Origin of the sequence: Petrotoga miotherma DSM 10691 (genome assembly GCF_002895605.1) — a bacterium.
Classification (GTDB): Bacteria; Thermotogota; Thermotogae; order Petrotogales; family Petrotogaceae; genus Petrotoga; species Petrotoga miotherma.
In genome coordinates this window covers 22,135-36,780 of sequence record NZ_AZRM01000030.1, presented here as the reverse complement: position 1 = coordinate 36,780, position 14,646 = coordinate 22,135, and the positions used below count along the sequence as shown (strand labels likewise).

The following is a 14,646-nucleotide window of genomic DNA, read 5'->3' as shown; positions in this document are numbered from 1 at the left end:
TAAAGATCGCTTGAATCATATGCGGCATCAGCTAAGAAGTTAAACCCACTAAGATCCAAATACTTAACAACCTTTTCTAAAAGGATGAAAGCATAATTCTTGTCATTGGCAGAAGCAGGGGAAACCACGGTGAAGATAGGGACGTTTAGGAAAGTGATAGTATGAGCCTTGTAACCAAGATAAGACATAGCGTTCTTTGGGTTACCGTACTTATCGTAGATAGGTTTAGAATTAGAAACAGGTTTAACGCCGAAATTTGCTTCTAAAGGGGAACGATAGTACTCTTTGTAATCTTTGAATTTACCGTGACTCTTCTTGTTGTTGAAGAAAGAATTAAAGATAATGGGGTAAGAATCAACAACAAGATAACTGGTATCAAAGATCCCCTCTTTGATGCCTTTAAGGACGGTAAAAACGATAACCTTATCCAAATAAGAAGGACCAAACTCCTTCTTAAAGGAAGAGAAAGTAGCTTCAGAAGGAACGTAATTGATAATAGGATCGAAACCGATGCATTTAGCGAAGGAAGGGTTACTCTTAAGGAAGTGAATCAACTCCCTTACTGTAAACCCCTTAACCTTCTGAACGAAGATAGCTTTAAGTAAAGCCCGACGGGAGTACCCTGTTCTGCCTATCTTATTACTGAAATCTGGGACAACGGACCAATCGATCATATCGATTAAATCGAGAAGGTACTTAAATTCAGAATGTTCTTTCATATAATCAGAGTAGACGAAATCGAAGTAGAGTTGAGAAGAGTTACCGTATAATGACAATTGAATGACCTCCTTACAAGATAATAAAGATATGGTATCAAATAAATTATACAGTGAGGAGGTAAAAGTACAATATTGAAGGTATTAAAAGTTAGTTACAATACGTGTTTTAGAGTTTCTAAAGACAGTATACATATTATACGAGGAGGTAGAAAAACATGAAAAAGTTGCTAGTTTTTAGTTTAATTAGTTTAATGTTTGTAAGTTCTTTTGCTCTCAAAGTTGTTATGGTAACTGATGTTGGCGGTTTAGGAGATAAGTCATTCAACGATGGCACTTGGGCAGGAGTACAAATGGCTATGGAACAACTTCCTAATGTTGAAGGAGAAATAATTATATCCAAGGAACAAACTGATTACATTCCAAATTTAACCAACGCCGCTCAAAGAGGAGATGTAGTAATTGGGGTTGGATTTATGATGGCAGATGCTTTATTTAATATCGCTGCTCAATATCCCGATACATTTTTTATAGGAATAGATATAGAGCCATCTCCAGGTCAAACGATTCCAAACAATTTAGCCCTTTACACCTTTAAAGAACATGAAGCAGGATTCTTAGGCGGGTACGTCGCTGCTGCCATGACCAAAACAGGTAAAATAGGTTTTGTTGGTGGTTTGGAAATTCCTCCAGTCAAAAGATACGAAATAGGTTACAGAGCAGGAGTTGAAGCCTACAACCAAATTCATGGTACAAATGTTCAAGTTTTAATCGGTTACGCTGCCAGTTTTGAAGATCCAGCAAAAGGGAAACAGTTAACCCTTTCTCAGTATGACAACGGTGCAGATATAGTCTTCGCATGTGCTGGTGCAACAGGAAATGGCGTCATCGATGCTGCAAAAGAAACCGGAATGTCTTTCTATGGTTTACCAGCGGATGCTCCTTTACAACAAGTTATAGATAAATATTATGAAAAAGGTGAAGGTTACTTTGCCATTGGAGTGGACGTGGATCAAGACTATATGGCACCAGGTTACGTATTACTCAGTATTACGAAAAAGATTGATGTAGCTACTTTTGAAGGTATTAACTCAGCTTTGTCAGCTAGATATTTTCAAGCAGGACACAACAACTTAGGAATAGTTGATGACGGTGTTGGAATCTCTCCAATGAAATACACCAAGGGACTTATACCAAACGAAGTTATAGCAGAATTAGCATATTTACAATCCCTGGCTAAGGAAGGAAAAATCAATATTCCTCAAAACGAAGCTGAATTAGGTTCTTTCAATGCAAGTAATATAGTTTTTCCATTCTAATATTAAGATATCTTATTTATTCCAATATGAGGCGGGATAAAATCCCGCCTATTTTGTAGATTATTTTTTTAAAGTTTATTAAAACCTTTATTTCTAAAGTTGAAAGGAGGTTACAAATGCCTCAAACCGAAAATATCCAAGAAGAGTTAAATGATTATGCAGTATACATGAAAGAGATAACTAAAGTATTCCCAAGGGTAGTTGCAAACGATAGAGTCACATTTAAAGTAAAAAAAGGAGAAATACATGCATTAATAGGTGAAAATGGTGCCGGAAAAACTACTTTGATGAATCAACTTTATGGTTTATACCAACCTACTAGCGGTGAGATTTATATAAAAGGAAAAAAAGTTGATATCAAAGGTCCTTCTGATGCTATAGATAATGGTATAGGGATGGTTCATCAACATTTTATGCTCGTTGAAAATTTATCAGTTGCGGAAAACGTTGTTTTAGGAAGTGAACCCAAAAGGGGCATTACTTTTAATTTTAAAAAAGCAAAAAAAGACGTAAAGGAACTGTCTGAAAAGTATGGACTCAAGGTTGATGTAGAGGCAAAAATCGAAGATATTCCTGTAGGCATGCAGCAGAGAGTGGAGATAATTAAAACGCTTTATAGAGGCGCAGACATATTAATACTCGACGAACCTACTGCCGTCTTGACCCCTCAGGAAACCCAAGAGCTATTTGAAATACTAAGAAGTTTAAGAAAAGATGGTAAGACGATTATTTTTATAAGTCACAAATTGAAAGAAGTGTTAGAGATAAGCGACAATATCACCGTTATGAGACTTGGAAAGGTTACTGGTAACGTAAAGACTTCGGACACAAACGAAACAGAATTGGCAAATATGATGGTTGGAAGAGAAGTTGTTCTAAGTATAGATCGACCAAGAATAGAACCTGGAGAAGTACTAGTGAAAGTTGAAAACTTGTGGATAAAAGACAATAGAAAGTTAGATGCTGTAAGAGGCCTTAACTTTGAAGTTAGAAAAAACCAGATTCTAGGAATAGCTGGAGTTGCAGGAAATGGACAGTCTGAACTTGCTGAAGCCTTAACTGGCCTTAGAAAAATCGAAAGTGGTAAGTTCTATTTCCAAGGTAAAGAGGTTACAAATTTATCTGTAAAAGAATTAAGGGAGCTAGGCATAGCTCATGTACCTGAAGACAGACAAAAAAGAGGAATGGTTCATGAATTCCCAAATTATTTTAATCTGATTTTAGGTTCTCATGACAAACCACAATTTTCAGAAAGAGGATTCCTAAAACTTGATGATATAAGAGATTTTTCGAAAGACCTCATAGAGAAGTTTGATGTTAGACCACCTGAGATTGATATATATACAGGAAACTTATCTGGTGGAAACCAACAAAAAGTTATCATCGCGCGAGAAATTGGCACTTCACCTAAATTTATAGTCGTTTCCCAACCTACACGAGGATTAGACGTAGGAGCAATAGAATACGTCCACAAAGAATTGATACATTTGAGACAAGAAGGAGTGGCTATTTTACTGATATCCATGGAACTCGAAGAAATCTTGTCTTTATCTGATAGAATAATGGTTATGTATGAAGGAAAATCTATGGGTGAATTTGAAAATGGTCAATTAACAATAGAAGAGATCGGTTTAATGATGGCAGGAAAGAGTTTGGATGAAGTAAAATTAATGGAAGAGGCTGGAGAAATTAAAAGTCTATAAATAGGAGGCGCTAATAAAGTGACTTCTTCCTCAAAACTTATGAAATCAAGATGGATGTCTTTTCTAGTACCTTTTTTAGCAGTTGTAGTTTCACTTTTAATTGCAGCAATTATAATATTAGCCATAGGTCAAAATCCTTTAAAAGCCTATGGAGCCATGATTAAAGGAGCGGTTGGCAGCAGGCTTTCCTGGGCTGACAATATAACAAAAATGACTAGTTTGTTACTTACTGGTTTAGCAGTTGGCTTTGGATTTCGAGCTGGAGTTTTCAATATAGGTGCCGAAGGTCAAATGGCCATGGGAGGGATAATGGCGGTAGCGGTAGGTCTGAACTTAGGCAATGTCCCCTCTGCTGTTGCAATACCTTTGACCATTGTTGCTGGTATGGCTGGAGGAGCCTTTTGGGCATCTATAGCCGGTTGGCTTAAAGCTAAAACTGGTGCTCATGAAGTTATAAGTACCATAATGTTGAACTGGATAGCTTATCATATTACCAATTATCTGGTAGCCGGACCATTTGCTGTAGGCGCAGGCGTTCCAAAATCCCCTGAAATTGCACAAAGTGCTCAACTTCCTGCGCTATTAACAGTCCAAGCATCTACAATTCCCTCTAGTATCTTAATAGCCATAGTCGCTGCAATTGCTATTTATATAATACTGGAGAAAACAACAACCGGCTACGAAGTTAAAGCCGTAGGTTTCAATCCATATGCAGCAGAATATGGAGGTATATCGATAAGTAAAAATATAGTACTAACAATGGCTATTTCAGGAGCTTTGGCTGGCTTGGCTGGGGCTTTAGAAGTCATGTCTGTCCATCATAGGATTTTTGGAGCATTCACAAGCGATAGAGGTTTTGATGGAATAACTATTGCATTGATCGGCCAAAACAATCCTATAGGGATTATTTTTGCTGCTTTCCTCATCTCCTCCCTGAGATCTGGTTCAAATGCAATGCAAACTATAGGGGTACCAGATGATATTATTGTTGTTATACAAGGAATAATAATATACTTTGTCGCTGCAGATAGAATCATAAGAACCTGGATCATGAAAGCTACTCAACTTGGAAAGAAAAAATCACCAAAAACAATTCAAGGTGGTGAAGAAGAATGAATTGGTTTGAAGCTATATTTACTGCTTTTGCTTCACCTTTATTTTATAAATTAACGATTCTTTCTGCATTACCATTGATTTTTGCTGGAATTGGAGGAGTTTACAGCGAAATAACCGGCGTAACAAATATTGCTTTAGAAGGTATAATGAAATTAGGAGCCTTCATCGGGGTGGCTGTTACTTTTCTTACTGGGAACCCTTGGATTGGATTGATTTTAGGTATGATTGGAGGTTTAATTTTGGCCTTCTTTCATGCTTATGTTTCCATAGAATGGGCAGCAAATCAAATTGTTTCTGCTACAGCTTTGATTCTGATTGCTCAAGGGTTCACTGGTTTTCTAATGAAACCTATTTTTGGCCAAGAAGGTCAAACAGACTTTGTTGCTAAAATCCCAACGGTAAAAATAGAGGCAATTCAAAATATTCCTTTCATTGGAGAAATCTTCGGAGAAATCAGTTCCTTCTTTTACATTGCTATAGTAGTCATCATCGGATCGTGGTTTTTACTTTACAAGACTCCTTTAGGTTTAAGAATGCGCTCTGTAGGTGAAAATCCAAGGGCTGCGGATACGTTAGGTGTGAACGTTAAGGCGATAAGATACTTTGGAGTTTTAATGAGTGGAGTGCTCGCTGCATTAGGAGGGATGTATCTAGCCCTAGGTGATATAGGACAGTTTCAAGAACAGATGCCAGCCGGAAAAGGCTTCATTGCTTTGGCAGCCATGATATTAGGAAATTGGAATCCTATTGGTACAATGTGGGCAGCTTTGCTTTTCGGAGCTGCAGAAGCTATGAATATTCAACTTCAAACTTTGATGGTTCTTCCTTCAGAAATCAAAGCTTTACTAAATTTATTGCCTTTCGTTTTGACTATAATCGTAGTTGGAGGATTTGTTGGAAGAACAAGAGCACCCGCTGCCGACGGGGTTCCTTACGAAAAAGAGTAAAAGTATGTTTCAAAGGTGGATAATATGCAAGAAAATATTGAAATAGCTTTGTTAAATAAGTACAAAAAAATAATTGGTATAGATGAAGCTGGAAGAGGCCCATTAGCTGGGCCTGTTTTTGTGGGGGCTGTTGTTATAGAATCAAAAAAAGAATGCGAATTATTAGCAAAAATTGGAAGAGATTCAAAATCGTTATCTTCAAAAGAAAGAGAGAGAAGATACTTTCAAATAACGAAAAATTTTAAATATTATAGTAATTTTTCAACTTCAGATTTAATAGATCAAATAAATATATTCAAGGCGACTGAACTAGCAATTATGAAATTATTGCAAAAAGTGGTGGGAAAAAATCTGAACGATTATTATTCAATCATCGATGGAAAGTTCTTCAAACTTGATTATAACTACGAATGCATAATCAAAGGCGATCAAATATCTCCTTTAATAGGAGCTGCATCTATTGTAGCAAAATACGAAAGAGATATATATATGAATCAACTACATGAAATATATCCTAATTATGGCTTTATAAACCACAAAGGCTATCCTACCAGGAAACACATTGAAAGCATAAAAAAGTATGGTATAATATCAGAGCATAGAAAAACATTTAATCCTATTAAGAGATTCATCGAAGAAGGAATTTTATGAGGAGGCAAATATCTTGACGAAAAAAGCTCAACTATTGTTATTTTTTGTATTTCTAATTTCAACTATTCTTTATCCAAAAATAATCTATCAACCATTGGAGCAAGCAACCTTTGCAAAAGTTAATGAAGAAACACTTAATGAAGAACTATTAATATCAAGATCTCAAATAGTTTACCTTTTGTCAGATATTTATAATTCTTATCCCGAGTTTTATTCTGTTTTAACAAGAACAGCTACAGGTGTTGAACTCATGAATACATATTTAGAAGATCAAGCTTTAAAAATAGTCAATCAAGTTCTTTTTATACAATTCGTCGAACAAAAAAACATAGATTTACAACGCAAACAAACGTGGAATAACATCGAAGAAAACTTTTCAAAAGCCTTTAAAGACGTTGGAATACCTGACGAAGAAATAGAAGATTATCTTCTCGCCTTAGGTTACACTTCAAAAACAAATTATTTAGAAGATGCGTATTATTCAACATTATACAATAATTCTATAGCTGCGCTTTATACTAAAATTGTTCAAGAGGCAGAAGTAACCGACGAAGAAATTGCAAAGGAATATCAAAATAACAAAGCCATCTATAAATCTGATCCTGCAGCTGATATAAAGCTAATTATATTCAATAGCACAGAAGATGCTTCTTACACATACAATCGTATTATTGAAGGTTATTACACATATGATGAAGTATTTGAACAAACTGATTCAGCTACCTCTATGAGAATAAATCTTAAAGATGATTCAAATTCGATTGTACAAACTGTAAAAAGCAATCCTCCAGGATTTATTACAACGCCTCTTTTGTATGATTCGCAAAACGGTACATATGCTCTTTTAAAAATAGAACGAAAATACCCAGAAAAACAGTTAACTTTTGAAGAAGCAAAAGACCAAATAATTTTTAACTTAAAAGACAAAAAAGCTCAAGAATATTTTGATAAAGTTTTACCAACTGAATTCCAAAAATTTCAAGAAGAATCTTCAATAATTCTCAATTCTGATATGTTTTGAAGGAGGCTTACTCATGCCTGATATAGAAAAAGATAAAATCATAAATGCTCTGAAAGAGGTTTATGATATGGAAATTGGATTCGATATCGTTTCATTAGGTTTGATATACAAGGTAGATATAGATGAGAACAATAACGTTCACATATTGATGACATTAACCACCCCAATGTGCCCTTTGGCCGGTTTAATAATTGAAAATGCAAAAGAGAAGGTAAAAGAAATAGAACAAATCAACGATGTAGATATCGAACTTACCTTTGATCCCCCCTGGGATCCGCAGATGGCGAGTGAAGAAGTTAGAAATCTTTTGGGAATTTGAGGTAAGATAATGAAGATAACAGAGTTATTAAGTAAAATTCAGGGGGAGTTTAAAATCTCCCCCTTTCGTATATTGAAAATATTATCAAAAATTGAAGATAAAGATATATCTTTTTTTCTTAAAGATTCAGAAGTAGAAATTTCTCACCAAACTTTCGATTTTTTACTTAAACATCTTAAAGAAGGGTATCCTATAGAATACATTACCAAAAAAGTTCTTTTTTTAGGAAATGAGTTTTTTGTAGATGAAAATGTACTAATACCTAGGATAGAAACTGAAGATTTAGTAATATTAGCAGTCAATCTTATAAAAAATAAAAATATAAAACATGTAATTGATATAGGGACAGGTTCTGGTGCGATAGCCATCTCGATAAAAAAGCAATTACCAAAAATTAAGGTTCAGGCTTCTGATATTTCAGAAGCTGCGATAAAAGTAGCTCAATACAACGCTCAGAGATTAGGTGTCAATGTTGAATTTAAAATTGGTGATTGCTTAGATCCATTTTTGAAAGACATTGAAGAAGTAGAATTGATAATTTCAAATCCTCCATATGTGGAAACTTCTTTTATAGAACAAAATCGTTTTTTAAAATATGAGCCTAGAATTTCCCTTGATGGGGGATACGATGGTCAAAGTTTTTTTAAAAAGATATCTAAATATTCTCACCTTTTAAAATCTAAATATCTCTTGTTCGAAACCAGTGAATTTACTGTAAAAAAAACGGCTGAAATTCTATCAACAATAGGAAAAGTTCAAATTTTGCCTGACTCTTTTAAGAAAGAAAGATTCATCTTTATTTCTCCTTATTATTAAACAAACTTAGAACAAGCATTATCTCACCTACACCAATTTTCAATTCCTTAGCTATCTCTTGAGGGGTATAGCCATTTTTGGACAAATCAAGAATTTTTTCAGTTTTGTCGTATTTATAGTTAGCATTATCTTTACTTATATTTATATTTTTATCTTTAGCCATATCGATATTTGATGGAATATTTTCTTTCTTTGACGAGATGTTGGGAACTTCTTTGATTTTTTCAAATATCATTTTTTCTTCTTCTGGTGTCAACTTTACCAAATGGTTAGAAACATCCAAATCGGTATTTGTGTTAATAAAATCAACCAACTTTTTACTTGATATATTTAATTTTCTTGAAAGCTCGTAAACCCTTAGTCTATCGTCTTTTTCAACTGTCTCTTTTTGATTTTTATTATCCTTTTGATCTTCTAAGTTTTTTGTGTTTTGGACTTTAGTTTCAATTTCTTGTCTCTTATACGAATCTAATTTCCTTTCTAAATCTGTCAACAATGAAAAAGTTTTAGCATAAGCATCATCTAAATCTTTCATAAGTTGATCAACCAATTCTATTTTATTATCTAAAGCCCTTAACCTTGTGGAGGTTATCTTTTGAAATCTTGCTAAGAAAAGGTTCTTATCTTCTTCTAAATTTTCATGCTTTTTCTCTGTTGCATCGTTTTCTTGCAAAAAACGCCCTAAACGGATCATAAGAAAAATATTAACAATTGATATTGTGAGAGAAAGGACAACTAATAAATATAAAATAACCATTACAATTCCCCCATTTTTACGATAGTCTATTTAGATTGGAATTCTATCGTGGGATAACCTAATGCCCCAGTGTAGGAATAGCCTATAACATTCTGGTCTATATAAGTGGGAGTAGGATTTACACTTAAGACTTCCCAACCATAAGGATAATGAATACTTACAGTTACTTCCTCATTCTGAGCACTTAAAAGTTGTCCAGGAAGAGAAAATTCAATATTTCCTCTATCATTTCTATAAACCAACCCTTCCAATTTAACCGTTTCATTCACATAAATCCTTGGAGAATTGGAATTTACGGTTGACTCATAAGATAAAACCACAAAATCTCTTGGGATTTGTTCTTTTAAATTATCCAAAGATTGTTGAAAAAGAGAAAGCTTTTCTTCATCGGGGGTGTTAAACCCTTCTACCAAGGTTTCGTAATCTCTCTCGTTTTCTGTTAGTATTTCTACTTTGGTTGCAAAATCCACGGAAAGGTCTTCGTAAATAGTAAATGTAATATCTCTTGATATTACTTGAAACTGAGGCTGAAGATTTCTGTACATAAAAAATTGAAAAATAGCTAACCCAGCAAAGAAAATTAATGTTATGATTATGAAATTAAAGCTATTACCCCTTTTTTGTTTTTGATCGTTAGCCATGTGATTCCTCCTAATAAATGATCTTTAACCTGTTGATTATTTTTTATTATAACATAAATCAAGTGTTTTTTTTAAAGGTACAAAAATTTAGTCAATACCCCGTACAGATTTCTCCCTTTCACCCCCTAGCCTTCCCCGAAGAATCATTAAATTATATCAAATATAACAAGAAGTTGCAATCGTAATTCTAACTTAAAGTTATATCGGTTGTAATATCTGCACAAAACAGAGATATTATAATTAAGAATTGTTGTGGGATAAAAAGCTTCTTCCTGAAAGAATATTAATCAGCTTTTGAAATTAATATTCTTCACTAAATTCACAAAACTAAAAAAACAACCTACAAGGAGGGCTAAGATGAACGAATTAACCAGTTCTCAAATATGGATATTTGGAACCCTAGCAAGTCTGATCGCTGGTCTTGCTACTTCAATTGGAGCTATTCCAGTATTGTTTTTCAAAAAAGAGTTAAGCGAAAAAAATTTAGATATGTTTTTAGGATTTGCTGCCGGTGTTATGCTCGCAGCTACTGTTTTTTCACTTATAATTCCATCTTTAGACACGGGTGGAATATTAATAACTATTTTAGGGATATTTCTCGGCGCACTTACTATTGAATTAATGGATACCTTCTCCCCTCATGAACATTTTTTAAAGGGACATGAAGGACCTGAGTTAGCCCGTTTAAAGAAGATATGGTTGTTCGTTATCGCAATAGCACTCCATAACTTTCCGGAAGGAATGGCTGTAGGGGTGAGTTTTGGTGGTGGAATGATTGCTAATGGTATTACTGTAGCAGTTGCTATAGGACTACAAAATATTCCAGAAGGGACAGCGACAGCTTTCTCTTTAATTAAAGCAAATTATTCAAGAAAACAAAGTTTCTTTTGGAGTTTTTTGACAGGATTAGTCGAACCTATAGGAGGTTTACTTGGGGCATCTCTAGTGGTCTTAATGAAACCAGCCTTACCTTTTTTTCTTTCATTTGCGGGAGGGGCTATGCTGTACGTTATCAGCGATGAGATAATCCCAGAAACACATTCTCACGGATACGAAAGAACGGCTACTTTCTCACTGATTTTTGGATTTTTGCTGATGCTGGTCCTCGATGTAGCATTGGGCTAAAAAATATTTTTTGATAAGTTAATTTTCAAAATCCGTATTTTAGAGTTTTTAAAAACACTATAAAAAATATTTGGGAGGTCAAAAAAATATGATAAGTCAATACCTAATCTCAGTTCTAGCCGGTTGGGGCGCTGGAGCTGTTACAGGAATAATTGGAGCAAGTGCTGCAGCGGTGATTGTACCTGTTTTAATAACTTTTTTAGATATTCCAACTTTTGAAGCTATAGGAATAAGTTTAGCAACGGATGTGGTGGCATCGTTGGTAGCAGCAAATACTTATAGAAGAAACGGAAATATTGATTTAAAATCTGGATTACAGATGGCAATAAGTGCAATTGTGGGGGCTATAATTGGAAGTTGGATTTCTTCATATGTTCCTTCAGCCAGATTAGGAGGATTTACCGGAGTTGCAATCTTATTAATCGGTATAAATTTCATAAGGAAGCCTTTACATCAAAGAATACAAACTATTCAAGAAAAACATAAAAATGATCCAAATATAAGTAATGTCAAAAGAATTACTAGCTCAATACTTTGGGGTTTGTTAATCGGATTTATAGCTGGTTTTGTCGGTGCAGGCGGCGGAGTAATGATACTTCTTATACTTACACTGGTTTTAAGATACAAAATTCACGTTGCAGTAGGAACTTCTGTTCTGATAATGGCTTTTACAGCATTATCTGGTGCTGTTTCTCATGCGTTGTATGCTCCAATCCCTTGGAATTTGTTAGCTTTCGCGGTTGTAGGTGGTGCTTTAGGTTCAAAAATGGCTGCAATATTCGCTAATAGCGTTTCGGAAGAAAAACTTAGCAAAATTGCTGGAGTAGCATTTATCCTTTTAGGGGCGATGACAATTATAGACGGTATAATATCTTAATTGATCATAATTTTATTTTTTCCTTGCCCTTTTGCCATGTATAGATTTTGGTCGGCAATTTTGAAAAGTAAATCTATTTCATGGCTGTTACCATACGCTACTCCAGCTGAAAAAGTGATATTCATGGTTTCTTTTAGTTTACGGTTTATTCTTTTCAAAATAGAATATATCTCTTCTTTTTTAACATCTTCCAAAATTATTACGAATTCATCACCACCATATCTGAATATACTATCTTTTTTTCTCAAATTATCAACACATAGTTGTGCAAATCCTTTTAAGAGTTTGTCTCCTTCTTCGTGGCCATAGGTATCGTTTACCTCTTTGAAGTTGTCTAAATCAATGACAACTAAGGCTATTTGCTGATTTTTTAGATATTTTATAGAAGAAATATAATTTTCGTAACTTCTTCTGTTCCCGACCTTTGTAAGAGGATCTATCTGAGCATCTTTTTTTAATAAACTCTGATAAATTTTATTTTGCCACATCATCCAACTTTCTTTAGCATAATAATCTAGAATTTCCAGTTGATCATCTGTTATCGGTTTCCCGTTGTATCTATTATCGCAAAGATAAAAAGCAAGTCTTCCATCGTCTATTTCTATTGGTGAAATAGCTACTTCTCCCTTTAAATCGAGTAAATTTACGATCATCTCATTAAATCGACTTACAGGTAATTTAATAGTAGCATTCGACTCAATTGAGTACTTAAAAAGATCATTGTTTACCAACAATTCTTTTTTAAAAGTAATTCCTTTTATCTTTTTCTCTAAATTTGAAAAATAATTCATTTTAGATTTATATTGAGACAAATATGATTCTATATTTCTCTCAAGTGTTTCAAACTTTTCATAAGTTTTGTCAGCTTCTCTATCACTTTCAGGTCCAATAACTCTATGGACCTTGAAATCTCCGCTGTCTTCAACAAATAAGATAGCTCTATTAAAACCTCCTGCAAAGCCACCTGTTATTGCTGTCATTGTTATATATATCATTTCATCTATAGACGTTTCTGGTTTATACCCTTTTTCTAATATGATTTCTGAAGCCCCGAATACATTGGCTATTTTTGAAGAATTGAGTAGGATATCTGTAAGCATTGATCCTACTAACGGAGATGCATTTTTAAGTATTTCATACACTACTATACTTTCCTCTTTTTGAAGTGTTTCGTAATTAATTTTTACAACACTCTCCATTTGAGAACTTGCCATTTGTATTCCTTGTTCTTGGCAGTATATAATCTCTTCTACACTTTTTATCGTGAAAATTGAGAATGAATTACATATCTTTATTAATTTATACAAATTGTCAGGTACTTGAAATGGATCAGAATGAATTTTAATCATAACTTCAAACTCAAAGAGAACTTCTTTTGTGAAGTTTTCAAGTAAAAGCGTAATACCTGGATTTACATAAGCAGAATTAATTTTTGGTTGATACTTTTCTAGCAACTTTACATCCATTCTCTTCACATCTCCGTAATCTGAACCCACATTTTCATGATTACTTCTAATATTTCATCAGGTGTAATCAACTCACCGCTAGTTTTCGTTAAAGATTCGACATGTTTGTTCAATTTATTCAATCGTGACATCTCTTTAGCGTACTGGCCTGTATTCATCTCTGGAACGATTATACTTTGAGCATTTTTAAATATTAATTTAAGTCTTGAGGTAGGCATGGGCCAAATAGTGATAGGCTTAAAGAACCCTACAGGAATTTTATCTGATCTCGCTTGTTTAACCGCCTTCAAGGCACTCCTAGCAACGCTCCCATATGCAACTACTACTATATCGGCATCTTGTAGCATATATTCGTTATAAATAGAAATTTCCTCGGCAGATAATCTAATTTTTGAATCCAAATGTTCTATCACTTTTGATATGGTGTTTGGATCTCTTATGGGAAAGCCACTTTCATCATGAACTAGGCCAGAAACATGAAATCTTGTTTTTCCCATTTCAACTAATGGATTTACCGCAAATTGTTCCTCTAAATCAAAAGGTAAAAATAATTCTTCTTCTCCTAGATCAATTTCCTTTAATCTTTCGACAATCTGTGGATTCTCTTTCTCGTAATCGAAATACACGTTTTCTCTCATATGTGCTAAAGTTTCATCTAACACCAAAATAACCGGTGTTCTGTATTTTTCTGCATAATTGAACGCTGTGACAGTATATGTATAAACTTCTTCCACTGTAGAAGGATATATCGCAATAATTTGGTGATCTCCATGAGTTCCCCACCGTATCTGCATTATATCTCCTTGAGAAGGCTTGGTAGGAAGTCCTGTGCTTGGACCACCTCTCATAACATCAACAAACACACAGGGCACCTCTGTCATAATGGCGTATCCTAAAGCCTCTTGCATAAGTGAAAATCCGGGACCACTAGTAGCAGTCATGGATTTTACACCTGCAAGGGAAGCACCTATTATAGCAGCTGCACTTCCGAGCTCGTCCTCCATCTGTATAAAAGTTCCTCCAACTTTTGGCAATTCTCTAGACATGTATTCGGCTATTTCGGTTGATGGTGTAATCGGATAACCTGCAAAAAAACGACATCCTGCTTTTATAGCAGCCATTCCAACCGCTTCGTTTCCTTGTAAAAAGAGCATTTTTCCCATTAAGTTCAC

15 protein-coding genes are annotated in these 14,646 nt (G+C 34.4%); 10 read left to right on the top strand and 5 right to left on the bottom strand.

From position 1 onward, the window contains the following. Nucleotides 1-776: transposase (locus X928_RS06560; protein ID WP_146026644.1), on the bottom strand; the 776-nt coding region annotated here is incomplete at its 3' end. A gap of 158 nt (nt 777-934) precedes the next feature. On the opposite strand from X928_RS06560, the gene X928_RS06555 reads away from it, so the two are divergent. The 8 genes from X928_RS06555 to prmC all read left to right on the top strand — a co-directional run bounded on the left by X928_RS06555 (nt 935) and on the right by prmC (nt 8,608). Beyond that, nucleotides 935-2,035 (top strand): BMP family lipoprotein, encoded by a 1,101-nt coding sequence (locus tag X928_RS06555; RefSeq protein WP_103077849.1) that lies wholly within the window; start codon nt 935-937, stop codon nt 2,033-2,035. 116 nt (nt 2,036-2,151) lie between these two features. Continuing rightward, a complete protein-coding gene (locus X928_RS06550) occupies nt 2,152-3,738 on the top strand; it encodes an ABC transporter ATP-binding protein (protein WP_103077848.1) in 1,587 nt (528 codons plus the stop codon). A 39-nt stretch (nt 3,739-3,777) separates the two neighbouring features. Continuing rightward, on the top strand, nt 3,778-4,854 hold the full coding sequence (locus X928_RS06545; protein WP_103077943.1) for an ABC transporter permease: 1,077 nt from the start codon (nt 3,778-3,780) through the stop codon (nt 4,852-4,854). Next, the gene (locus tag X928_RS06540) at nt 4,851-5,801 is read left to right on the top strand and encodes an ABC transporter permease (protein WP_103077847.1); all 951 of its coding nucleotides are present in this window, start codon (nt 4,851-4,853) and stop codon (nt 5,799-5,801) included. Before X928_RS06545 ends, X928_RS06540 begins: the two co-directional genes overlap by 4 nt. A gap of 24 nt (nt 5,802-5,825) precedes the next feature. Continuing rightward, a complete protein-coding gene (locus X928_RS06535) occupies nt 5,826-6,452 on the top strand; it encodes a ribonuclease HII (RefSeq protein ID WP_103079019.1) in 627 nt (208 codons plus the stop codon). A gap of 13 nt (nt 6,453-6,465) precedes the next feature. After that, nucleotides 6,466-7,473 carry a peptidyl-prolyl cis-trans isomerase gene (locus tag X928_RS06530; protein ID WP_103079018.1) on the top strand — a complete coding sequence of 336 codons (1,008 nt, stop codon included), beginning with the start codon at nt 6,466-6,468 and terminating at the stop codon, nt 7,471-7,473. Between the two features lie 13 nt (nt 7,474-7,486). Then, nucleotides 7,487-7,792 (top strand): metal-sulfur cluster assembly factor, encoded by a 306-nt coding sequence (locus X928_RS06525; RefSeq protein ID WP_012209465.1) that lies wholly within the window; start codon nt 7,487-7,489, stop codon nt 7,790-7,792. A 9-nt stretch (nt 7,793-7,801) separates the two neighbouring features. Then, entirely contained in the window at nt 7,802-8,608 is an 807-nt protein-coding gene (gene prmC, locus X928_RS06520) for a peptide chain release factor N(5)-glutamine methyltransferase (RefSeq protein WP_103079017.1), read from the top strand. On the opposite strand, the gene X928_RS06515 is transcribed toward prmC, so the two are convergent. Both X928_RS06515 and X928_RS06510 read right to left on the bottom strand, forming a co-directional pair. After that, nucleotides 8,589-9,365: a DUF6115 domain-containing protein gene (locus X928_RS06515; protein WP_103079016.1), complete on the bottom strand. Its 777-nt coding sequence runs from the start codon at nt 9,363-9,365 to the stop codon at nt 8,589-8,591. The two genes, prmC and X928_RS06515, sit on opposite strands and share 20 nt — an antisense overlap. Before the next feature lie 26 nt (nt 9,366-9,391). Then, on the bottom strand, nt 9,392-10,006 hold the full coding sequence (locus X928_RS06510; RefSeq protein ID WP_103079015.1) for a DUF4897 domain-containing protein: 615 nt from the start codon (nt 10,004-10,006) through the stop codon (nt 9,392-9,394). Nucleotides 10,007-10,363: 357 nt separating this feature from the next. Here X928_RS06510 and X928_RS06505 point away from each other — a divergent pair, with 357 nt between their 5' ends. Together X928_RS06505 and X928_RS06500 are read left to right on the top strand one after the other, a co-directional pair. Next, nucleotides 10,364-11,131 (top strand): ZIP family metal transporter, encoded by a 768-nt coding sequence (locus X928_RS06505; protein ID WP_103065462.1) that lies wholly within the window; start codon nt 10,364-10,366, stop codon nt 11,129-11,131. An 88-nt stretch (nt 11,132-11,219) separates the two neighbouring features. Then, on the top strand, nt 11,220-12,008 hold the full coding sequence (locus tag X928_RS06500; RefSeq protein WP_103079014.1) for a sulfite exporter TauE/SafE family protein: 789 nt from the start codon (nt 11,220-11,222) through the stop codon (nt 12,006-12,008). Here X928_RS06500 and X928_RS06495 read toward each other — a convergent pair. Further along, on the bottom strand, nt 12,005-13,474 hold the full coding sequence (locus X928_RS06495; RefSeq protein ID WP_103079013.1) for a GGDEF domain-containing protein: 1,470 nt from the start codon (nt 13,472-13,474) through the stop codon (nt 12,005-12,007). The genes X928_RS06500 and X928_RS06495 overlap by 4 nt on opposite strands. Before the next feature lie 5 nt (nt 13,475-13,479). Then, nucleotides 13,480-14,637, bottom strand: a complete 1,158-nt coding sequence (locus X928_RS06490; protein WP_103079012.1) for a 2-oxoacid:acceptor oxidoreductase subunit alpha — start codon at nt 14,635-14,637, stop codon at nt 13,480-13,482. Nucleotides 14,638-14,646: the final 9 nt, after the last annotated feature.